This is a genomic window from Sinorhizobium prairiense (genome assembly GCF_029201645.2).
GTDB lineage: Bacteria > Pseudomonadota > Alphaproteobacteria > Rhizobiales > Rhizobiaceae > Sinorhizobium > Sinorhizobium meliloti_A.
On the sequence record NZ_CP104131.1, the window covers coordinates 1155714 to 1176022 of the forward strand.

The window sequence follows — 20309 nt, forward strand, 5'->3', positions numbered from 1 at the left end:
CGCAGCAGCCTGCAATCAGGGTTTGAAGCGGGCGGTCACCAATTGGCCGGCAATCGGCTCGCCTTCCTCCATGCGCACCGTGATGTCGGTGATGTCGACGATCTCGAACCCGGTCGCCGCCAGGCGCTCGCGCAGGTAGGTTTCCGAGTGGGCGAAGCGCTGGTGCGGTCCGACGGCGAAGCCTTGTCCCGCCGGGGTCTCGCCCGGCAGGCTCTCGCTCGAGAAGATCAGGAGCCCGCCCGGCACCAGATTGTCGACTGCGCCGAAGAACAGCGGCTCCAAGGCGCCGATATAGGGCAGGACGTCGGTTGCGGCGATCAGGTCGAACGGTTCGTCGTCATTGTCGTCGAGGAAATCGACCGCCTCTGCGACATAGAGCGTCTCGTAGAGGTCCTTCTCATGGGCGATCTCAACCATGTTTTCCGAAAGGTCCACGCCGGTTATATCTTCCGCCATGTCGCGTAGCGCGCCTCCGGTCAGCCCGGTGCCGCAGCCGAGATCGAGAATCCGCTTGAACGGTCCGAGCCCGAGCGCCTGAAGCCGCTGGCGCACGAGCAGTGGCACGCAATAGTGGAGCTGGTCGACGAGAACATTGTCGAAGACGTCGGCGTGCTGATCGAAGAGCGTTGCCACATAGGCGTCCGAAGCCTTGAGCGGCGTCTCGCCCCGCCCCATCGATGCAAGCCGAACGGCGGCGCCGCCGTGGTCCTCCGGGTCGATTTCCAGGACTTCCCGATATGCGGCGGCCGCCGCGTCGAAATGCCCGGACTTCTCCAAGGCAAGCGCGCGGTTATAGGCCTCTGCGAGGGCCTCCTCGTCGATCTTCTTGATTTTCTGCGTCATGGGCGCTTCATACGACCCCCGGCGGCCTTTGACAATCGCCGGTCGCGGCCGTCCCTGTCACTGACCGTTTCAGCTCGATAATAACCTGTTCTTTGGCGGAACGGCGACGGTTTCCGTCAATGTGGGATTAAACCACCTCGCGGCCCGAGGAGAGGTCCCGCCGAGGCGGCGATGGGAACATTCGCCTGCGGTAAAGATTTTGACCAGGTCGGGGACGCGCGCCATTTAACCTTGATCGAAAAGGAGTCATCATTCCTAAAAGAATGAAAAATCGGGAGGAATGCCGATGTCTGCCGAATTGAGCCCGTTGACATTGGAAACGGAGATACCGGAGCGGCAGACGCCGCCTCTGCCGCAGACACCGCAGGAGACGATCAACGCGATCATCCACTATTATCGCGGCGAAATCGGGCGGATGGCCGGTTGGCGGGACCGCATAGACCGAACATCGAACTGGGCGATCACCGTGGTCGCAGCGATGCTTTCGGTCTCGCTCTCGACGCCGTCGTCCCATCACGGTGTTCTTCTCTTTGCCATGCTGCTCATCAGCCTGTTGCTGCTGATCGAAGCGCGGCGTTACCGTTTCTTCGACGTCTATCGCGCCCGCGTGCGCCAGATGGAACGCGGCTACTTCGCGCAAATTTTGTGCCCTGAAGGCACGCCGAGCTTCAAATGGTCGGTGTCGATCGCCAAGAGCCTGCGCCAGCCGGCTTTCCTGATGGGCTACAGGGAGGCCCTCTGCCGGCGGTTACAGCGCAATTATTGCTGGATGTACCTGATCCTGCTCCTGGCATGGGCGCTGAAGATTTCCTCCCCGAAGATTTCGAGCACGGGAGAGCCTTTCGGCCATGTCCGTTCCTGGGCCGATGTTGCCGAGAACGCCGCTCTTGGTCCCGTGCCTGGCCTTGCCGTGGCGATCGGCGTCGCGCTCTTCTATGCGGTCGTGCTCTACGGTTCGCTCCACAGGGCGACAGGCGCCGGCGAATTGGCGCATGGCGAGGTTCATGTCTGAGACCTGCGTGCACCGCTGCGCCGCATTGCTGATCCCGCCTTCAGAAATTCTCAGTTGATGCGGGCGCGCAGGCCTGCTTCAACTGCGCTTCTCTCGGTCATGCCAAAAGGAGCACAAGATGAGCGAACAGAAGGTGGCGATCGTCACGGCCGGCGGTTCCGGCATGGGGGCCGAGGCGGCAAGGAGGATGGCGGCAGAGGGTTACAGGGTTGCCGTCCTTTCTTCGTCCGGCAAGGGCGAGGCGCTCGCCAAGGAACTCGGCGGAATCGGCGTTACCGGATCTAACCGGTCGAACGACGATCTGAAGCGGCTCGTCGACGCAGCCTATGATGCCTGGGGGCGCGTGGATGCGCTGATCAATTCGGCAGGGCACGGCCCGCGGGCTCCGGTGCTCGAACTCACCGACGAGGAATGGCACCGGGGTATGGATGTCTATTTCCTCAATGTCGTGCGGCCAACCCGGCTGGTGACGCCGATCATGGTGGAGCAGAAATCCGGCAGCATCGTCAATATTTCCACCTACGCCGCCTTCGAACCCGACCCCTTGTTTCCGACGTCGGGGGTCTTCCGTTCCGGGCTTGCGGCTTTCACCAAACTGTTCGCCGATCGGTATGCCGCCGACAATGTCCGCATGAACAATGTTCTGCCCGGCTTTATTGACAGTCTGCCCGAAACGGAGGAACGGCGTCAGCGGATTCCGATGGGACGTTACGGCGCATCGGAGGAGGTGGCCGAGTTGATCGCCCTGCTCGCAAGCGATCGCGGAGGCTATATCACCGGCCAGAACATCCGGATCGACGGCGGCATCACCCGATCCGTCTGACATATCCGACAACGACGTGCGCCGGAACCTAATGGACGATAAACTCTCCCTGGAGAGCCCGCCATTCGGAGGCCGAAATCAGCTTTCGGTGCACATAGCGTACCGAATGCAGCGGGCCGTCCAGCTTCTCCTGCCAGAATTTGAGGAAGCTGTGCATTTCCGGAAAGTCCGGCGCGATGTCGTAGTGTTGCCAGATGTATGTCTGCAGGAAAGCCGGGTGGTCGGGCATCCGATAAAGTATCTGAGCCGTCGTCAGCCCGTAACCCTTGAGCTGCAGTTCCATGTCGTTCGTCATGCGGACCTCACTTTTCACAAAGGTTGGTCTCTATGATGGAGCGCTTAATTGCTTAATCAAGCGTTAATGTAGGTGAGTGAAGCGAGAAATGACCTACAAAAACAAGCGCTTGGCAGCAGATGACGGCGAGTGCTGCCAAGCCGGCCACCGGAGTCCGGCTTGCGGCCCGAGGCGCGTTCAGCGCTTCAGATGGCGGGTCAGGCGGGCTTCGAGCCAGCCCCAGATGTTGCGCAGCAACTCCACCATCAGCAGATAGAGGATCGCGGCCCATATATACATCTGGTAGTCGAAGGTCCGGGAAAAGGCGCGCCGAGTCTCACCCATGAGGTCGAAGACCGTGACGATCGCCACGATTGCCGAGCCCTTGATCATCAGGATGATTTCGTTGCCGTAGGGGCGCAGCGCAACGATCATCGCCTGGGGCAGAATGACCTTGAAGAAGGCTACGCGTTCCGGCAGGCCGAGCGCGGCCGCCCCCTCGCGCTGGCCGCGCGGCACGCTTTCGATGGCGCCGCGCAGGATTTCCGCCTGATAGGCGGCGGTGTTCAGCGTGAAGGTAAACAGCGCACAGTTCCAGGCATCGCGGAAGAACCACCACAGTCCCGCGGATTCGAGCTGCGGACGGAAGCTGCCGAGCCCGTAATAGATGAGGAAGAGCTGGGTGATGAGCGGCGTCCCGCGGAAGAAGTAGACATAGGCGTAGGCAAACCAGCCCCATAATCTGTTCTTCGACATGCGCCCGAGCGCCACCGGCAGCGAAACGACGGCGCCCATGAGGATGGAGGAGGTGACGAGTGTCAGTGTCACCCCAAGACCGGAAAGGAAGCTCGGCCCATAGCGAGAGAATTTCTCCGGGTCCCAGCCGTTGACGACCGTCAGGAAAATCCCGACACCGAGCGCCAGCCAGATGCCGAGCGCCACGCTGCCGAAAAAGCGCGAGAAGGTGTAGGGCTTCGGCGGCGCCGGCGGGGGCGCCTGCGGCGGGATCATGGTTTCGGCAATGCTCATCGGCGTGCCTCCGCGCGCTTGGTCGAGCGCTCGAGCGCCGAGAATACGACCGAGGAGATCATTGCCAGGACGAGGAACAGAACGCAGGCGATGCCGAAGAATTCGAAAGCGTGCTTGGTCACCCGGGCCGCGACGCCGGTTTGGCGCAGGATATCCGGCAGCCCGATGACCGAGACGAGGGCGGTGTCCTTGAGCAGCGCCATCCAGAGATTGCCGAGGCCGGGCAGCGCGATGCGGATGAGCTGAGGCAGAATGATGAGGCGCATCGTCTTGCCCCGGTGCAGGCCGAGCGCGTCACCGGCCTCGTACTGACCGTGGGGAATCGCCTTGAAGGCAGAAAGCAGCACTTCGGAACAATAGGCCGAAAAGACCACGCCCAGAGCGATCATCCCCGCAACGAAGGCGCTGATCTCGACGGCGCCCGTATAACCGATCGTCGCCAGGAACTGCTGGGCGAGGATCTGCAGGCCGTAATACACGATGAAGAGCGTAAGGAGCTCCGGCAGGCCTCGGAAAATTGTCGTATAGATGTTGCCGGCCAGCCGCAGGGATCTTTCCTCGGATTGCTTGGCGAGCGCAATGAAGAAGCCGATGATCAATCCCACTGGAAGGGTCGCGATCGCCAGGCTGGCGGTGACGAGGAATCCATAGGCGATTTCATCGCCCCAGCCTGCGTCTCCGCACGCGAGAAGGGTATCCGATCCGAACCACCGAAATACCCCGAGAGGACCGCATAGCGGATCGATGATCGCGCCGATCCAGGAGAGACCGGAGGAAAGGGCGGCAAACAGTCCGCTCATGCCAATAGTTCCCGTTGCGTATTCTGGCGTCTACCGCGTTTTTGTTCTTCAGCCGCGCCGCGCGCTAGACGCTTATTTTCGTGATTCCTTGTCAAACAAAAACGGCGGAAGGGCAAGCCCGTCCGCCGTTGCATTTTCTTCATCAACCGAGATTTTCCCGGCATAAAGCCCTAAGATGTGCAGGAATCGCCGAGATCAGCTGCCGTAGACGTCGAAGGGGAAGTACTTTTCGTTGATTTCCTTGTACTTGCCGTTCGCGCGGATGGCGTCGATCGCCTTGTTGAACTTCTCGCGCAGAGCGTTGTCGCCCTTGCGGAGCGCGATACCCGCGCCTTCGCCATTGATGACCGGATCGATCGGCAGGGTGCCAAGCAGCTTGCAGCAGGCGCCATCGTCCGTCTTGAGCCATTCCGAAAGCACGACGACGTCGTCGATTGCCGCGTCGATGCGACCGTTGGCGAGGTCGAGCTTGTATTCATCCGCGGTCGGGTAAAGCTTCAGTTCCGACTCTTTCATATGCGCTTCCGCATAGTTGGAGTGCGTGGTCGAACTTTGTGCGCCAAGCATTTTGCCGGAGAGGGCTGCTGCCGTCGCCTCGGTGATCGGCGAATCTTTCGGCACCGCGATGGCCGGAGGCGTGTTGTAGTACTTGTTGGTGAAGTCGACCTTTTCCTTGCGTTCCTCGGTGATCGACATGGACGCGATGAACGCGTCGAATTTCTTGGCGATCAGCGCCGGAATGGCGCCGTCCCATTCCTGGGTCACGAAGGTGCAATCGGCTTTCATCTCTTCGCAAAGCGCCTTGGCGATGTCGATGTCGAAGCCGGTCAGCGTGCCGTCGGACTCGAGATTGTTGAAGGGCGGGTAGGCGCCTTCGGTACCGATGACGATCTTTTCGCCGTCAGCCATGGCAGCGCCGGCCATAAGCACGAAAACGGCAGCCGATACCGTGGCTGCCAGACGTCTGGAAATACGCATGATGTCCTCTCTGTTGGCTCGGCATCCGGTTCTTCTTGTTTCGCGGATGCCAAATGGCGCCGGAGCTTCAAGCCGCCGGTTGCGGCGATATTCGTACGGATTTCCTGCAAAAATCAACTGGAAAGCTTTGCTTCCCACTACTTGACGCGAATCAAGTCCTTCGATTGTCGCATAAGTTGCGCTAGAAGATGAACGGGCCGTTCAGGACCGGTTAATGTCGCCTTCGATAGGCCTTGCAGCGGAACCGATCCGCAGTTGCGGCGTTGCGGCTACGGCATTTCGGCCGAGGCAAAAAAGGCCGGGACCGCGGATCATGGCCCTGTGACGAGGGCGCCATGGTGGGCGAGGCGATTGGAGTCGCGTTTGCACACCAGCGTCAGGACCTCCGAACAAGAGGAAGAAAAAAATGTCGATACGATCCAGACTTTTCGCAACAGTGGCCTTGCCCGTTCTTTCGGCCTCCCTGATGATCCAGCCGGCCTTCGCTGACAGCCTGACTGCTCCGTTCGAAGTCGCTCAGGAAGGAGAGGGCCAACAGTCGCCCGAGGATCTGCTGTTGCTGAAGCGCAAGCAGCGTCAGGCCGAGGAATCGCAGGGGCAGGCGGAGGAGCAACAGCCGCAGGCCGAGGAGCAGCAAAAGCCGCGCAGGAAGCGCCAGCAGCAGGCCGAAGAACAGCCGGCAGCCGAAGAGGGCGCCCCGCGGCAGGCCGAAGAAGAGGCTCCGCGGCGCAAGAAGCGCCAGCAGCAGGCGGAAGAGCAGCCCGCAGCCGAAGAGAGCGCTCCGCAGCAGGCCGAAGAAGAGGCTCCGCGGCGCAAGAAACGCCAGCAGCAGGCCGAAGAGCAGCCCGCGGCTGAAGAGAGCGCTCCGCAGCAGGCCGAAGAAGAGGCTCCCCGGCGCAAGAAACGCCAGCAGCAGGCCGAAGAGCAGCCCGCAGCCGAAGAGAGCGCTCCGCGGCAGGCCGAAGAAGAGGCCCCCAAGCGCAAGAAGCGCCAGCAGCAGGCCGAAGAGCAGAAGCCTGCGGCCGAGGAGAGTGCTCCCCAGCAGGCCGAAGAAGAGGCCCCCAAGCGCAAGAAGCGTCAGCAGCAGGCGGAAGAGCAGCAGCCCGCAGCCGAGGAGGGCGCGCCGCAGCAGGCCGAGGAACAGGAGCCTACGCGTAAGAGACGCCAGCAACAGGCCGAAGAGCAGCGGCAGACGGAAGAACAGAAGGCCGCCGAGCAGCCGAGCGCCGAACCTGAGAGCGGCACGACCGCCAAGCAGCCCGCGACAGAGACGCCCGCCGAGCAGACGGGCGAGGGCGAGCAGCAGTCGATTCCCGGCGCCGAACAACCCGCAACCGCTGAACAGCAGGGTGAGCAGCCCGCCGGCCAACCGGCTCCCGAAGTCGTCGATGAGCGCTCGACGGAAGAAAAGCAGAAAATCGCGGAGGACCCCGCAGCCTCTGACGAGACCGTCGTCTTGCCTGTCGAGAAAGGCGCGGCTGTCCTCGACAGCGACAAGGATGCCGACATTTCCGGCGGCAACCAGGCGCGAGAAACACGGCGGAAGCAGCGCGAGGAATTGCGTACGACCCAAGAGAGCGTAGAACCGCCGGCCGACGATGCAGCGGCGCAGGCTGCGATCCCGGCCGAAGCCAGGGAAGAAATTCCTCAGAAGATCGAGGCTGTGCTCAGCGAAGAGGGCGAGCGGGTTGAGGAGGCGCCGACCTTTGCGGTGCCGCAGACGACCAACATCATCAACAACACCGTCATCAACAACACAACGGTCAACAACACGACCGTCAACAACACCACCGAGAACAACGTCACGGAGGTGAGGGTCGTCGAAGAAAACGAGGACCGTGTCATCCTCGGGGTCGGCGATCGCATCTTCGTGCGCGGTGACGACCGGCCGCGCCTGCGCAGGAATTCGGAAGAGAGCTATTATGAAAATCTCTCGCGAGGTCGCGTCCGTGAAACGATCGTCCGCCCGGGCGGCTATCGGATCGTCACCATCTACAACGAATACGGAGACATCCTGACGCGCACGCGCGTCGATCGTGACGGCGAGGAATACGTCATGATGTACGCGCCGGAATACGAAGAAGACCGGCCCGCAATCATAGACGTAGGTTACGACCTGCCACCGATGCGCCTGACGATACCGGTGGACGAATATATCGTCGATGTCGCCGAGGATCCGGACCGGGATTACTACGAGTTCCTGTCCGAACCCCCGGTCGAGTTGGTCGAACGCGTCTACACCATCGATGAGGTGCGTCACTCCGCCCGCCTGCGCGACAAGGTTCGCCGAATCGACCTCGACACCATCACCTTCGCGACGGGAAGCGCCGAGGTATCGATGTCGCAGGCGAAAACCATGCGCAACGTCGCGGAGGCAATGAACAAGATCCTGGAGAAGGATCCGGGTGAAACCTTCTTTATCGAGGGTCACACGGATGCCGTTGGCGCCGACCAGTCCAACCTCGTCCTTTCCGACGAGCGTGCCGAGTCCGTCGCAGTGCTCCTGACCGAGGTCTACGGCATCCCGGCCGAAAACCTCGTCACCCAGGGCTATGGCGAGCGGTTCCTCAAAATCCGCACGGACGGGCCGGAGCAGGAGAACCGCCGCGTCACCATTCGCCGCGTCACGCCGTTGGTGCGTCCTGTAGCGCAGCGGTAGATCAACGAGGCGTGCGAACTGACATCGGGGCCGGGAAACCGGCCCCGATTATTTGTGCGTTCTGCAACCCGCCTGTGCGCTTGGATTGATGCCGTCCGCTCGACCGTCAGTCACGCAGTCCGATGACCTTCTCGATGAAATCGGCGATCGCCTGCGTGTCGTCCAGGTCGAATACGGGGAGGCCGGCGTCCGCGACCGAATGATCGGCAGCGATGGCCAGGATGTGCGGATCGTTCGGTGCGAGCGGTTCGCGATTGGCAGATTCCTCGCGGCGCGCCTCGATTTTCGGGACAGGCTCGCGCTTGTAGCCTTCGATCAGTACCAGGTCGCAAGGGGCAAGCCGGGACAAGATCTCTTCGAATGTGGGCTCCGGCGCCCCACGCAATTCATGCATGATCGCGAAGCGCGTCGACGAAACGATCGTTACCTCGTGCGCGCCGGCCTCGCGGTGGCGGTAGCTGTCCGCGCCGACCTTGTCGATGTCGAAGTCGTGATGCGCGTGCTTGATCGTGGAGACCATGTAGCCGCGGCGGGTCATTTCGCTGACAAGGCGGACCATCAGGCCGGTCTTCCCGGAATTCTTCCAGCCGGCGATGCCGAAAATCTTCGGTGGGCGCAAGGGGTCGTTCATGGTTCGCGATCCTCGATATAGGGCAACCAGGCCTCAGCCCGCTGAAGCTCTTCGGGCGTGTTGATGTTGACTGCCGGAGGGAAGGTGGCATGGGAGGGGCCGTCTGGCATCGAGAACGTCCTCGGCTATTCCAGGGGGCCGCCGAGTGCGCGTTGCGCGACCGCCCGCCGGCCGCGCTTGCTCTCGCGGTAGAACGTATAAAGGCCGGAACCGATGATGATGGCGACGCCCGCCAGCATCCAGCGGTCCGGCGTCTCTGCGAAGAAGACGACTCCGAGGGTGATCGACCAGAGAAGACTCATATAGCGAAATGGCGCAATCACGGAGATCTCGCCCTCGCGCATCGCGAGTACGATCGTCTGGTAACCGAGCATCAGAAGCACACTGGCGCCGGCGATATGGCTGAGCGACGTCGTAGACATCGGTTGCCAGCCGCCGAGCGGGACGATGAGGGCCGCACCGACCAGCGTCGTCACGAGTGAGGTCGTCACCGTGATGTACAGCGACGGCACGTCGGTGCCGATGCGGCGGGTGCAGAGGTCTCGTGTCGCAGTGAAAAAGACGCAGGCGACGACGGTGAGGGCCGCCGCGGTGAAGCCCTCGGGACCGGGGCGCAACACGATGAGGACGCCGGCGAAGCCGACGACGATCGCCGCCCACCGCCGCCAGCCGACGGGCTCGCCGAGGAACAGCGCAGCGCCGAGCGTGACCGCCAGCGGAAGTGCCTGCATGATCGCCGAAGCGTTGGCGAGCGGGATCTGGCCGAGCGCGGAGATATAGGTCACCGATGCAAGCGCCTCCATGGCGATGCGCAGCAGGATGGCCGGCCTGAAGATCGTCCGAACCGGCCGGAAGGCGCCGAACCGGTATGCGACTACGACCACCATCAGCGTCGTCAGCAACCCGCGGATGAACATGATCTGGCCGGTATTCATCGCGCCGGTGACCGATTTTACCAGCGCATCGTTGCAGGCGAACCCGATCATCGCGAGGCACATGAAGACGATGCCGCGGAAATTGGCTGACGAGCGCATTCTCATTCCTGATAGCTGTGGCCGAACGGCGCGAGCCTCCCCGGCGTGGCGAATCCCTACTGCATGTTCCCTTAAATCCTATCCGATTAAAGGACAAAAACATCCGGAAGATCAAAGATCTGAGCGCTTCAAAGCCGATGAGGTAGGAGATGACGCGCATCGCCCGCGGCGCTCGTGCCGAGCAAGGCATTGCCGCTTGTCTCTTCGCCCCGCTTGCGGGGAGAAGGTGCCGGCAAGCGGATGAGGGGCAAAACTGTTATCCCCCGGTGACGCTCATGTGCCGGGCGACGGCGGGGCGGTTGTGTTCGCGGTCGATGATGAAGTCGTGGCCCTTCGGCTTGCGGCCGATCGCCTCGTCGATGACCTGCCCGAGATAGGCGTCGTCGTCGGTGGCGCGCAGTGCGGCGCGCAGATCGGCGGCGTCGTTCTGGCCGAGGCACATATAGAGCGTGCCGGTGCAGGTCAGCCGGACGCGATTGCAGCTTTCGCAAAAATTGTGCGTGAGCGGCGTGATCAGGCCGAGGCGCCCGCCGGTCTCCGCGACCTCGACATAGCGGGCCGGGCCGCCGGTGCGGTAGGGAATGTCATTGAGCGTGAAGTCGGCCCCGAGCCGCCTGCGCATCTCCGAGAGCGGCAGGTAATGGTCGGTCCTGTCCTCGTCCACTTCGCCCATCGGCATGGTCTCGATCAGCGTCAGATCCATGCCGCGGCCATGCGCCCAGCGCATCAGGTCCGGTATCTCGGCATCGTTGAAGTCCTTGAGGGCAACGGCGTTGATCTTCACCTTCAATCCGGCTGCCAACGCCGCGTCGATGCCTTCGTGCACCCTTGCCAATTCGCCCCAGCGGGTGATCTGGCGGAACTTGTCGGGATCGAGCGTGTCGAGCGAGACATTGATCCTCCGCACGCCGCAGTCGACGAGTTCGGCGGCGAATTTCGAAAGCTGCGAGCCATTGGTGGTGAGTGTCAGTTCGTCCAGCCGTCCCGCTTCGATCTCTTTGCCGAGTTCGCGAATGAGGAACATGATGTTCTTGCGCACCAGCGGCTCCCCGCCGGTGAGCCTCAGCTTGCGTACGCCCTTGGCGATGAAGGCGGAACAGAGCCGCTGGAGTTCCTCCAGCGTCAACAGGTCCTTCTTCGGCAGGAACGTCATGTGCTCCGCCATGCAATAGGTGCAGCGGAAGTCGCAGCGGTCGGTGACAGAGACGCGCAGATAGGTGACCGCGCGGCCAAATGGATCGACCATCGGGGCAGTCGTGGTGTCGAGCGGTCTGGCGTGGGTCTGGTCTATAGCGGCCGTGTTCAAGTCTTTTCTCCCTGCGCTTTCAATGTCGTGGTCAAAAAGGGTCGCGTCAAGGCGCATCCTGTCGCAAACTGTTTCAAATATCTGGAAAGCCTTCTGGGGGCGATTTCCGGCCGTTCAATTCTGCTTTACTGAACGGGGACGAACACGGAGCAATGACGATGAGCGAATTCTGGCCGACCGAACTGCGGATATCCAGGGACCGCCACCGCCTGTCCGTCACCTTCGACGACGGCGTGGCCTTCGACCTATCCGCGGAACTCCTGCGGGTCCTCTCGCCCTCGGCAGAGGTGCAAGGGCACGGGCCGGGCCAGCGGGTGACGGTTCCGGGCAAGCGCAACGTCCAGATCATCACGGTCCAGCCGACGGGAAATTACGCGGTGCGAATCGGTTTTGACGATTCTCATGACACCGGCATCTATACCTGGACCTACCTGCGGGAGCTCGGCGAGAAAGGCGAAGAGCTGTTCAAGGCCTATGAGCAGGAGCTCGCCGACAAGGGTATGTCGCGCGACAAGACCGAAAAGCCGCGCTGACGTCTCGCAGCCTTTGGTGACCGCCGACCGGCAGCCTCGGTCAGCCTCCCGCCGCCAATTCATCTTCCTTGAGCAGGGTGGCGATGATCCGCTCCATCGACTCGGCGACCTTGACGCAGTCCTCGATCGGCTCCCCGCCGTGCGAACTCTCGATGAGCGCCGTCTGAATTTCCATTGCTTCCTCGGTCAAGGTCCTTCCGGCTGAGGTCAGCGACAGACGCAATACGCGTTTGTCTCTTGCGTCGCCTCGCCTTTCGATGAGGCCGCGCTTTTCGAGCTGCGGCAGCAGCATGCTCATGTTCGAGCGGCCGACGAGCAGCTTGCGTGCAAGCTCCTGCTGGGTGATGCCGTCGAAGCGGTAGAGATTGACCAGGATGTCCAGGTGCGGCGGCTTCACATCCAGATGGCTCAGCCGCCGCGTCAATGTCTGCTGCATCAGCTGACAGGCGCGGGCAACGGCGATCCAACTTCGAAAACGAGGGTGATCCCAGGGAAAGTGGTGATTTTCGATCTGTGCTTGCTTTTTGTTCATCGTTGTACAATTATGTTCATGATTGAACATTAGAAGGCTCCACTATGCCATCCTTTGCGATCAAGGTCATCCGTCTATCGCTGAAGGCCGTTTCCGCGTTTTCGGCCGATAAGGCAGGCAAGTCGGCATTCTGGATCTTCTGCCGCACTCCGAGCCGAAAGCCAAAAAGCGGCAAGGAGGCGGCGCTGCTCAAAGCGGCAGTGCCGATCATGCAACGGTCGCGGAAGGTCACGTTGTCCTTTGCGGGCGGCTGGGCTGCCGCTCGCCATTTCGAATGCCGCAACGGCGGTCGCGGGCCGCGGGTACTGGTCGCGCACGGCTGGGGATCTCGCAGCGACTATCTGGCAACGCTGATCGATGGCCTGCTCTCCTCGGGCGCGGAGGTCGTGGCGCTCGACTTGCCGGGTCATGGAGCGTCGCCCGGGCGGACGCTGACCATGCCGCAAGCGGTGAGGGCGATCGATGCGGCGTGGCGCCATTTCGACGGATTCGATGTCGGTATAGGCCATTCCTTCGGCGGCGCGAGCCTCGCCTGCGCGGCCGGGGCAGTGCTCTGCGACGTACCGGCGCGCGTTCCGGGGAAACTGGTCCTGATCGGTGCGCCAAGCGAAATGACTTGGCTCTTCAGGGGCTTCGGCCGGATGTTGGGGCTCGCGCCGAAGGCGCAGGCAGCTTTCGAGGGCATGGTGGAGCGGCTCTCCGGGCGTCGCATCGAGGGATTCGATGCCACCCGCATCCTGGCGGCACTCCGCAAGCCGGTTCTGGTCATCCATGCCGAGGACGACAAGGAGGTCCCCGCCGATCACGCGCGCCGCTACGGCGCTGTCGGACCAAATGTGGAATTGCACTGGGCGAACGGTCTCGGGCATCGCCGCATCGTTTCCGCCGCTCCGGTCATCGAGAAGATCAACGAATTTCTCTGGGAGCGCAGGAAAGAGGCTCCCATGTCAAAAATCGCCTGATGGCGTCATCAGGTCGTCATGCTATTCCTCGAAACGGGCGCGCAGAGATCGCGATTTCGGCGTGACAGCCGCAGCACCGTTGCAGGAGGGATGAGATGACGATTATCGGAACGGTCGAGGAGTTGCAGGCGCTCTATGGCGGAGCGAGCGAGGCATCGATCGTCAAGGTAACGGCTGCACTGACGGCCGAGTACCGGGAAATGATCGAAGCGTCGCCCTTCGCAGCGCTCGCCACCGTCGGTCCTGAGGGACTCGACTGTTCGCCGCGGGGCGACGATCGATGCGTCGTCCGCGTCGCGGACGACAAGACCGTGCTGATGCCCGACTGGCGCGGTAACAACCGGGTGGACTCGCTTGCAAATATCGTGCGCGATCCGAGAGTGGCGCTGCTCTTCCTCGTGCCCGGATCGAATACGACCATCCGCATCAACGGCACCGCCGTCGTCAGCGTCGACCCGGCTTTGACCGGTTCCTTCGAGATCGACGGGAAGCACCCGCGCAGCGTCGTCGTGGTCACGATCGGCGAGGTCTATTTCCAATGCGCCCGGGCTCTGATCCGTTCACAGCTCTGGAATGCGGAGCGCTTCGCCGATGCCGCCTCGCTGCCGACGCCGGGCGCGCTGCTGAAGGCTGCCAAGGCCGATTTCGACAAGGAAAGCTATGACCGGGAGTGGCCCGGCCGCGCCGCGAAAACCATGTGGTAGGCGGCCGCGGCGGCTACATGTCGAGCCGCGGCCGCCTGAAGTCCGATCAGGCCGGGCCGATCATGGTCTCGGGGCGGACGACGGCGTCGAACTCCTCGTCCGTGACGTAGCCGCCGCCTACGGCCTCTTCGCGAAGCGTGGTGCCGTTCTTGTGTGCGGTCTTGGCGATCTTGGCCGCGTTGTCGTAGCCGATCTTCGGCGCAAGCGCAGTCACCAGCATCAGCGAACGGTCGAGCGCCGCCTTGATGTTGTCCTCCCGCGCCTCGATCCCGACGATGCAATTATCGGTGAAGGAGATAGCCGCATCGGCGAGCAGCTGCACCGACTGCAGGAAGTTGTAGGCCATCAGCGGATTGTAGACGTTGAGCTCGAAATGGCCCTGGCTGCCGGCAAAGGTCAGCGCCGCATGATTGCCGAAGACCTGGACGCAGACCTGGGTGAGCGCTTCGCATTGAGTCGGATTGACCTTGCCCGGCATGATGGACGAGCCCGGCTCGTTTTCCGGCAGCGAAAGCTCGCCGAGGCCGGAGCGGGGGCCGGAGCCGAGGAAGCGGATGTCGTTGGCGATCTTGAAAAGCGCGGCGGCGGTGGCGTTGATCGCGCCGTGGCTGAAGACCATCGAGTCGTGTGCGGCCAGTGCTTCGAACTTGTTCGGCGCGGAAGTGAAGCCGATGCCGGTGATGCCGGCGATTTCCTCGGCGACCTTCTCGGCAAATCCGACGGGCGCGTTGAGCCCGGTGCCGACGGCGGTCCCGCCCTGGGCGAGCTCGCAAAGGCCGGGGAGCGTCATCTCGATCCGTTTGATCGAGGAGGCGACCTGCGCAGAATAGCCGGAAAACTCCTGTCCCAGAGTCAGGGCGTTGCGTCCTGCGTGTGGGTGCGTCCGATCTTGATGATGTGATCGAAAGCCTTCACCTTCTCTTCGAGCGCCTTGTGCAAGTGCTTGAGCGCCGGCAGCAGATCGTGGATCACGCGCTCCGCGCAGGCGATGTGCATGGCGGTGGGATAGGTGTCGTTCGACGACTGGCTCATATTGACGTGATCGTTCGGATGAACCGGTTTCTTCGAGCCCATGACGCCGCCGAGCAGCTCGATCGCACGGTTGGAAACGACCTCGTTCGCATTCATGTTCGACTGGGTTCCGGAGCCCGTCTGCCACACGACGAGAGGGAAGTGCTCGTCAAGCTTGCCGTCGATCACCTCCTGCGCGGCCCTGACGATCGCGTCGCCGATCGTCGGGTCGAGGCGGCCGAGCGCCATGTTGGCGCGGGCAGCCGCCTGTTTGACGATGCCGAGTGCACGCACGATTGCCAGAGGCTGCTTTTCCCAGCCGATTTTGAAATTGCCCAGCGATCGCTGGGCCTGTGCGCCCCAATAGCGGTCGCTCGCCACTTCGATGGGGCCGAACGTATCTGTTTCCGTGCGGGTCGATGTCATCGCGATACCTGCTTTCGTCATGCGGTTCATGAAGCCGAGGCGGGGAACCGGGTCCAAAGCCGATCTTCCTCCCCGCTGCCGGGCATTTCTCTGCCTCGGCCATGACGCCTTGTAAAGGGGCCGCGGGGGCTTGGAACGCCTACAATCGTTTGAATTGCCGCCGAGCGGCAAGCCGCGATCAGGCTTCGCTCACAAGGGTTTCCGGCCGGCACGATGTGTCCTTTCCGTCACATCCGCAATCTTCCGTTGCGCATCTTCCCTGTGTCGCAGGGAACATCGGCATGGCGCCGCGGCGTTCAAAGTGGATGCAAATCAGATTTTTAGACGAAGGGTCATGGCTGAAAACGGGACGCGGCGATACGCGGGGCGCGGATTCGGGAGGCTTCGTTTCCTTTTCATTCACCATCCTTTTCTATAACTCTCGGAGCACGAGGGCGTGGCGAGAATCTGGCGGCGACTGCATTCGGCGGCGACGCAATACGGGGACGTTTATATCTATGAGAACTATCAAGTCGGCAGCGATTGTCGCGCTCATGAGCGGCTGTGCGGTTGCAACCATGGATGTGCAGCCGGCGTCTGCAATCACCTTCATGGACTTCATCCGCGGAGGCAAGAAGCGCGATGCGCAGGAGCAGGTGCAGCCTCGCCAGCAGGTTCCGGGCGTGGACATGTTCGCGCCGCAGCGGCTTGATCAGAAGGTGGCGAAGCCTCCGCGCATCACCGGCCCGCGCTATTATACCTATAAGGCGGACCCGCTGCGCCGGATCGCGACGGACCGTCTGGTCGATCCCGTCGTTACCGGTTCGGTGCTGAACGGAGCCCTGCCGCCGATGCTGCGCTCGCCGCTTTCCGATGCGCGCCAGTTTCTTCCGGAAATCAATGTGCGCGCGCCCGGCGAGGTGGCGAAAGCTGTCGAGAATTTCTACGGCACCCGGTCGGATTTCCTGTGGATCGAGAGGACGGGCGTCAACGGCCGTGCCAAGGCGGCGCTGGCCGTCCTGTCCGACGCTGCGAAGGTCGGTCTCGACCCGCTCGACTACGCCATCGTCATTCCTCCGGAAGATTTCGACCGCGGCGACATGATCGCCCGCGAGAAGGATTTGGTGCGCTTCGAAATCGCGATGTCCGCGGCCGTGCTCACCTATGTCCAGGACACCGTGCGCGGCCGTATCGACCCGAACAGGATATCCGGCTATCACGACTTCAAGCGGAAAAACGTCGATCTTCTTGGCTTTCTGGAGAAGGTCGAGACAAGCAGTGATGTCGCGGCGCTTGTCGAAAGTCAGAATCCGAAAAGCGCACAGTTTACGGCATTGAGGCAGGAACTCGAGCGGCTTCGGACGCAGGTGGAAGCTGTGCCACGGGTGGAGATCGCACCGGGGACGTTGCTGAAGCCCGGCGAACGCAATCCGGAACTCGCGAATGTCATCGCCGGAATCAAGTTGAAAGCCTCGGAAGCGTTGAAGACGGAGCATGCGGTCGTGCTCGCGGCCTATGACGGGACGCCGGACTACACGCCCGAGCTGGTGCCGGTCGTCGAGGCCTTCCAGAAGGAACATGGCCTGAAGGCGGATGGCATTGTCGGGCAGGCGTCGATACGCGCGCTCACCGGCGGCGATACGACCGAAGGGAAGATAGACAAGGTCGAAATCGCGATGGAGCAGGCGCGCTGGTTGCCGGATGGGCTTGGCGAGCGCTATGTCTTCATCAACCAGCCGGCCTTCACCGCCTCCTATACGGAACAGGGCACCGAGCAGTTCTCCATGCGCGTGGTCGTCGGTTCCAAGGCCAACCAGACATATTTCTTCCAGGACGAAATCCAGACGGTCGAAGTAAATCCCTATTGGGGCGTGCCGCAGTCGATCATCGTCAACGAGATGCTGCCGAAGCTTAGAAACGATCCGGGCTACCTGGATCGGATGGGTTATCAGGTGGAAGTCGGCGGCCGCGTTGTTCCTTCCACCGCGGTGAACTGGTACGGATCGACGAACTCGGTCGCCGTGCGTCAGCCGCCGAGCAGCGACAATGCGCTTGGCGAACTGAAGATCCTCTTCCCCAATGCGCATGCGATCTACATGCACGACACGCCGTCGAAGAGCTTCTTCAAGCGTGATCAGCGGGCGCTCAGCCATGGCTGCGTGCGTCTTGCCGATCCCCGGCGGATGGCGGCGGCGGTTCTGGGCGTAAGTGTCGATGATGTCGGCATGGAAATATCAGGCGGCCGCAACAAGGCGCTGCCGGTGTCCGCCAAAGTCCCGGTCTATGTTTCCTACTTTACCGCCTGGCCGAACAAGGACGGGACCGTCGAGTATTTCGACGACGTCTACGAGCGCGACATGTATATGAATCGCGCATTCGAGGCGACGCGCAAGGCGCGGAGTTTGGAAGGTTGAGGAGGGTGGGCCGCGTTACACGAGCGGCCCCTTTCACTTCGGCTTGCGGGAGAGCACGGTCTCGACCAGATTCGGTGTCAATTCGTCGAAGTGCCCGATGATTTGGTCGGGCAGCAAGCTTTCTATCGGCACGTCTGAATAGCCGAAGGGCACGACGATCGACGGAACGGAGGCATTTCGGGCGACGAGAACGTCGTTGAGACTGTCGCCGACCATGACCGCCCGTTCGGCCACCCCACCGGCATTCGAGACCGTCGACAGCAGGTGGTCGGCATGCGGTTTGCGCACCGTGAAGGTATCGCCGCCGGATATCGCCGCAAAGCGGCCAAGTAGCCCCAACCCCTCCAAAAGACGCTTTGCCAGCATTTCCGGCTTGTTGGTGCAGACGGCGAGTTTCAGCCCCGCATCCTGCAGGCGGTCGAGCGCTTCGACCAGCCCGGGATAGGGCAGGGATTCACCCGGCATCGATCCGTGATAAAAATCGACGAACTCTTTCATCTGCCAGGACAGTTCTTCTTCGGCAATCGTTCTGCCGCGAAGCGCGAAAGTCCGCTCGATCATGGCCCGTGCGCCGTGGCCGACCAGATGCGTGAGGTCCGCATAGGTCACCGGCTCGATACCGGCTTGCGTCACCGCATGGTTCAAGCTGGCGACGAGATCGGGCGCTGTGTCGACGAGCGTACCGTCGAGATCGAAGACGACTAAGGGCAGGGACACCGGCAACCTCGTTCTGCAAAACCTTGTCCGACCGGGTAGGCGAAGTCGGCGTGGAATGCAATGGCGACCTAGGTCGTAGCGCTGCCGGAATCCGGTTCAGGCCGTGCATTTTGACTTTTGTTTGCCGCTGCGGGCGTGTAAGTGTCTCAGCGGAATTGGACGGTGGCGGCCGAGGGCGACGCCCCCGCCTGACGTGGATCGAGAGGGAGCGAGTGGCGCATGGACGCCCGCCAAATGAAGATCAAGGCCGCCGAAGCGGCGCTTGAACATGTCGAAAACGGCATGCGGCTTGGAATAGGCACAGGCTCGACGGCTGAAGAATTCGTCCGATTGCTGGCCGAGAAAGTGGCATCCGGCTTTCAGATCTCCGGCGTCCCGACGTCCGAGCGGACTGCGCGCCTCTGCCTCGAGCTCGGTGTGCCTCTGAAGTCGCTCGACGAACTGCCGGAACTGGACCTGACGATCGACGGGGCCGACGAGGTCGACGGAAAGCTACGCCTCATCAAGGGCGGCGGTGGCGCGTTGCTGCGCGAGAAGATCGTCGCGAGCGCCTCGGCGCGGATGATTGTCATCGCCGACGAATCGAAGGTCGTGGACGTGCTCGGCGCTTTCAAACTGCCGATCGAGATCAATTCTTTCGGCCAGGTCGCCACGAGGCTCGCAATCGAAAAGACCGCTTCGCGTCTGGGTCTGGCAGGAGACATCGTCGTGCGATCCTCCGGCGACGGAGCCTTCACGACCGATGGCGGACACCTCATTCTCGATGCATCTTTTGGCCGTATTCCTGATGCAGATGCGCTCGCGGTGGAGCTGAACGCCATCCCGGGCGTCGTCGAGCACGGGCTTTTCATAGAAATGGCGTCGATGGCGATCATTGCCGGTCCTGAGGGAGCGCGCACGCTTACGGCCTCTTGAACCGCTCCGGCCAGCGGCGCGGGGCGTATCGAGAGACAGACTTTTGCACAGGTCAGCCAGGCGGCGGCTATCGGCCGGGCGGCAGGTGCCAACACAGGAGCATGGAAAATTATGAACAAATTCGCAGGTCTTGCCCGCACTTTCGCTACTGCTGCGATCCTCGTTTCGGTTGCGGTTCCGGCGGTACGGGCGCAGGACGTGACGGAAGATCAGATCAAGGCTGCGCGTGCGACGATCGCCGCGCTCGGCGTGACCAACAGCTTCGACAACATTCTGCCGAACCTCGCCGAACGCCTGAAGAACACCCTCATTCAGGCTTCGCCGAACCATCAGGAACTGATCACCGCGACCGTGGACGAGAAGGCGCTCAGCCTCGCCGGGCGGCGTTCGGATCTGGAGCGCGAAGCCGCCACCATCTACGCGAAGACCTTCACCGTCGAAGAACTGAACGCCATCGCCGACTTCTACAACTCGACCGCGGGCAAGAAGCTTCTGAACGACGGCCCGATCGCCTCGCGTGAGATGCTGAAGGCCGCCGACATCTGGGCTGCCGGCGTTTCGCGCGACCTGACCAGCGAAGCGACGAAGTCGCTCGACGAGAAGATCGGCAATGCGCCGGCGGCAAATGCCGGCACCGCGGCGCCTGCGCAATAACGACGGGTCGAACCGGCGGTCTGGCCGCCACCTGACGGCACGAGTTTAACCGCAAGACAGGAGCCCGGAGCGA

The 20309-nt window shown here is 62.2% G+C and carries 19 protein-coding genes and 2 pseudogenes; 9 read left to right on the forward strand and 12 right to left on the reverse strand.

The window, feature by feature from the left end; all coding sequences use genetic code 11:
* Positions 1-15: 15 nt before the first annotated feature.
* A complete protein-coding gene (locus tag N0Q91_RS08165) occupies positions 16-843 on the reverse strand; it encodes a class I SAM-dependent DNA methyltransferase (RefSeq protein WP_275597811.1) in 828 nt (275 codons plus the stop codon).
* A gap of 286 nt (positions 844-1129) precedes the next feature.
* On the opposite strand from N0Q91_RS08165, the gene N0Q91_RS08170 reads away from it, so the two are divergent.
* Together N0Q91_RS08170 and N0Q91_RS08175 are read left to right on the forward strand one after the other, a co-directional pair.
* The gene (locus tag N0Q91_RS08170) at positions 1130-1855 is read left to right on the forward strand and encodes a DUF2270 domain-containing protein (RefSeq protein WP_198516786.1); all 726 of its coding nucleotides are present in this window, start codon (positions 1130-1132) and stop codon (positions 1853-1855) included.
* A gap of 118 nt (positions 1856-1973) precedes the next feature.
* Complete coding sequence (locus N0Q91_RS08175) at positions 1974-2678, forward strand: SDR family oxidoreductase (protein WP_275597812.1); 705 nt, start codon at positions 1974-1976, stop codon at positions 2676-2678.
* Positions 2679-2706: 28 nt separating this feature from the next.
* On the opposite strand, the gene N0Q91_RS08180 is transcribed toward N0Q91_RS08175, so the two are convergent.
* From N0Q91_RS08180 to N0Q91_RS08195, 4 genes are all read right to left on the reverse strand, one after another.
* Positions 2707-2973 carry an usg protein gene (locus N0Q91_RS08180; protein ID WP_026168618.1) on the reverse strand — a complete coding sequence of 89 codons (267 nt, stop codon included), beginning with the start codon at positions 2971-2973 and terminating at the stop codon, positions 2707-2709.
* Positions 2974-3150: 177 nt separating this feature from the next.
* On the reverse strand, positions 3151-3981 hold the full coding sequence (locus N0Q91_RS08185) for an ABC transporter permease (protein ID WP_275597813.1): 831 nt from the start codon (positions 3979-3981) through the stop codon (positions 3151-3153).
* A complete protein-coding gene (locus tag N0Q91_RS08190; RefSeq protein ID WP_100673080.1) occupies positions 3978-4781 on the reverse strand; it encodes an ABC transporter permease in 804 nt (267 codons plus the stop codon). The genes N0Q91_RS08185 and N0Q91_RS08190 overlap by 4 nt, the downstream gene beginning before the upstream one ends.
* A 195-nt stretch (positions 4782-4976) precedes the next feature.
* Entirely contained in the window at positions 4977-5759 is a 783-nt protein-coding gene (locus N0Q91_RS08195) for an ABC transporter substrate-binding protein (protein WP_275597814.1), read from the reverse strand.
* Positions 5760-6165: 406 nt separating this feature from the next.
* Between N0Q91_RS08195 and N0Q91_RS08200 the strand changes: the two genes are divergently transcribed.
* Positions 6166-8418, forward strand: a complete 2253-nt coding sequence (locus N0Q91_RS08200; RefSeq protein ID WP_275597815.1) for an OmpA family protein — start codon at positions 6166-6168, stop codon at positions 8416-8418.
* A gap of 106 nt (positions 8419-8524) precedes the next feature.
* Here N0Q91_RS08200 and mobB read toward each other — a convergent pair whose 3' ends face one another.
* The 4 genes and pseudogenes from mobB to moaA form a co-directional block, all read right to left on the reverse strand.
* Positions 8525-9049, reverse strand: coding sequence for a molybdopterin-guanine dinucleotide biosynthesis protein B (gene mobB / locus N0Q91_RS08205; RefSeq protein ID WP_275597816.1), 525 nt, complete (start codon positions 9047-9049; stop codon positions 8525-8527).
* Positions 9046-9126: pseudogene (locus N0Q91_RS08210) on the reverse strand (molybdenum cofactor guanylyltransferase MobA); the annotation flags it as partial. The gene mobB and the pseudogene N0Q91_RS08210, both read right to left, overlap by 4 nt.
* Before the next feature lie 48 nt (positions 9127-9174).
* Complete coding sequence (locus N0Q91_RS08215) at positions 9175-10083, reverse strand: DMT family transporter (protein ID WP_018095157.1); 909 nt, start codon at positions 10081-10083, stop codon at positions 9175-9177.
* Positions 10084-10339: 256 nt separating this feature from the next.
* Complete coding sequence (gene moaA / locus N0Q91_RS08220; protein WP_275597817.1) at positions 10340-11389, reverse strand: GTP 3',8-cyclase MoaA; 1050 nt, start codon at positions 11387-11389, stop codon at positions 10340-10342.
* Between the two features lie 158 nt (positions 11390-11547).
* Here moaA and N0Q91_RS08225 point away from each other — a divergent pair, with 158 nt between their 5' ends.
* On the forward strand, positions 11548-11922 hold the full coding sequence (locus N0Q91_RS08225) for a gamma-butyrobetaine hydroxylase family protein (protein WP_275597818.1): 375 nt from the start codon (positions 11548-11550) through the stop codon (positions 11920-11922).
* A gap of 40 nt (positions 11923-11962) precedes the next feature.
* Here the strand turns inward: N0Q91_RS08225 and N0Q91_RS08230 are convergent, their stop codons facing one another.
* Entirely contained in the window at positions 11963-12454 is a 492-nt protein-coding gene (locus N0Q91_RS08230; protein WP_275597819.1) for a MarR family winged helix-turn-helix transcriptional regulator, read from the reverse strand.
* A gap of 44 nt (positions 12455-12498) precedes the next feature.
* On the opposite strand from N0Q91_RS08230, the gene N0Q91_RS08235 reads away from it, so the two are divergent.
* Positions 12499-13416, forward strand: a complete 918-nt coding sequence (locus N0Q91_RS08235) for an alpha/beta fold hydrolase (RefSeq protein WP_275597820.1) — start codon at positions 12499-12501, stop codon at positions 13414-13416.
* 95 nt (positions 13417-13511) lie between these two features.
* A complete protein-coding gene (locus N0Q91_RS08240; RefSeq protein WP_100673088.1) occupies positions 13512-14120 on the forward strand; it encodes a pyridoxamine 5'-phosphate oxidase family protein in 609 nt (202 codons plus the stop codon).
* A 46-nt stretch (positions 14121-14166) separates the two neighbouring features.
* On the opposite strand, the pseudogene fumC reads toward N0Q91_RS08240, so the two are convergent.
* Positions 14167-15557 (reverse strand): annotated as a pseudogene (gene fumC, locus N0Q91_RS08245) (class II fumarate hydratase).
* A gap of 497 nt (positions 15558-16054) precedes the next feature.
* Between fumC and N0Q91_RS08250 the strand changes: the two are divergent.
* The gene (locus N0Q91_RS08250; RefSeq protein ID WP_275597821.1) at positions 16055-17950 is read left to right on the forward strand and encodes a L,D-transpeptidase family protein; all 1896 of its coding nucleotides are present in this window, start codon (positions 16055-16057) and stop codon (positions 17948-17950) included.
* Positions 17951-17983: 33 nt separating this feature from the next.
* Here N0Q91_RS08250 and N0Q91_RS08255 read toward each other — a convergent pair whose 3' ends face one another.
* On the reverse strand, positions 17984-18667 hold the full coding sequence (locus N0Q91_RS08255) for an HAD family hydrolase (RefSeq protein ID WP_026168614.1): 684 nt from the start codon (positions 18665-18667) through the stop codon (positions 17984-17986).
* A gap of 219 nt (positions 18668-18886) precedes the next feature.
* Here N0Q91_RS08255 and rpiA point away from each other — a divergent pair, with 219 nt between their 5' ends.
* Together rpiA and N0Q91_RS08265 are read left to right on the forward strand one after the other, a co-directional pair.
* Positions 18887-19582, forward strand: coding sequence for a ribose-5-phosphate isomerase RpiA (gene rpiA / locus N0Q91_RS08260; RefSeq protein ID WP_018095149.1), 696 nt, complete (start codon positions 18887-18889; stop codon positions 19580-19582).
* A gap of 111 nt (positions 19583-19693) precedes the next feature.
* Positions 19694-20236: a DUF2059 domain-containing protein gene (locus N0Q91_RS08265; protein ID WP_100673090.1), complete on the forward strand. Its 543-nt coding sequence runs from the start codon at positions 19694-19696 to the stop codon at positions 20234-20236.
* Positions 20237-20309 lie beyond the last annotated feature (73 nt).

Excerpts from the sequence above, each read along its gene's own strand:
- N0Q91_RS08190 (WP_100673080.1), bottom strand. The coding sequence starts at position 4,781 with ATGAGCGGACTGTTTGCCGCCCTTTCCTCCGGTCTCTCCTGGATCGGC.
- N0Q91_RS08225 (WP_275597818.1), top strand. The coding sequence starts at position 11,548 with ATGAGCGAATTCTGGCCGACCGAACTGCGGATATCCAGGGACCGCCAC.
- N0Q91_RS08240 (WP_100673088.1), top strand. The coding sequence starts at position 13,512 with ATGACGATTATCGGAACGGTCGAGGAGTTGCAGGCGCTCTATGGCGGA.
- rpiA (WP_018095149.1), top strand. The coding sequence starts at position 18,887 with ATGGACGCCCGCCAAATGAAGATCAAGGCCGCCGAAGCGGCGCTTGAA.
- N0Q91_RS08195 (WP_275597814.1), bottom strand. The coding sequence starts at position 5,759 with ATGCGTATTTCCAGACGTCTGGCAGCCACGGTATCGGCTGCCGTTTTC.
- N0Q91_RS08230 (WP_275597819.1), bottom strand. The coding sequence starts at position 12,454 with ATGAACAAAAAGCAAGCACAGATCGAAAATCACCACTTTCCCTGGGAT.
- N0Q91_RS08250 (WP_275597821.1), top strand. The coding sequence starts at position 16,055 with ATGAGAACTATCAAGTCGGCAGCGATTGTCGCGCTCATGAGCGGCTGT.
- N0Q91_RS08165 (WP_275597811.1), bottom strand. The coding sequence starts at position 843 with ATGACGCAGAAAATCAAGAAGATCGACGAGGAGGCCCTCGCAGAGGCC.
- N0Q91_RS08175 (WP_275597812.1), top strand. The coding sequence starts at position 1,974 with ATGAGCGAACAGAAGGTGGCGATCGTCACGGCCGGCGGTTCCGGCATG.
- N0Q91_RS08265 (WP_100673090.1), top strand. The coding sequence starts at position 19,694 with ATGAACAAATTCGCAGGTCTTGCCCGCACTTTCGCTACTGCTGCGATC.
- mobB (WP_275597816.1), bottom strand. The coding sequence starts at position 9,049 with ATGAACGACCCCTTGCGCCCACCGAAGATTTTCGGCATCGCCGGCTGG.
- N0Q91_RS08180 (WP_026168618.1), bottom strand. The coding sequence starts at position 2,973 with ATGACGAACGACATGGAACTGCAGCTCAAGGGTTACGGGCTGACGACG.
- N0Q91_RS08200 (WP_275597815.1), top strand. The coding sequence starts at position 6,166 with ATGTCGATACGATCCAGACTTTTCGCAACAGTGGCCTTGCCCGTTCTT.
- N0Q91_RS08170 (WP_198516786.1), top strand. The coding sequence starts at position 1,130 with ATGTCTGCCGAATTGAGCCCGTTGACATTGGAAACGGAGATACCGGAG.
- N0Q91_RS08185 (WP_275597813.1), bottom strand. The coding sequence starts at position 3,981 with ATGAGCATTGCCGAAACCATGATCCCGCCGCAGGCGCCCCCGCCGGCG.
- N0Q91_RS08215 (WP_018095157.1), bottom strand. The coding sequence starts at position 10,083 with ATGCGCTCGTCAGCCAATTTCCGCGGCATCGTCTTCATGTGCCTCGCG.
- N0Q91_RS08235 (WP_275597820.1), top strand. The coding sequence starts at position 12,499 with ATGCCATCCTTTGCGATCAAGGTCATCCGTCTATCGCTGAAGGCCGTT.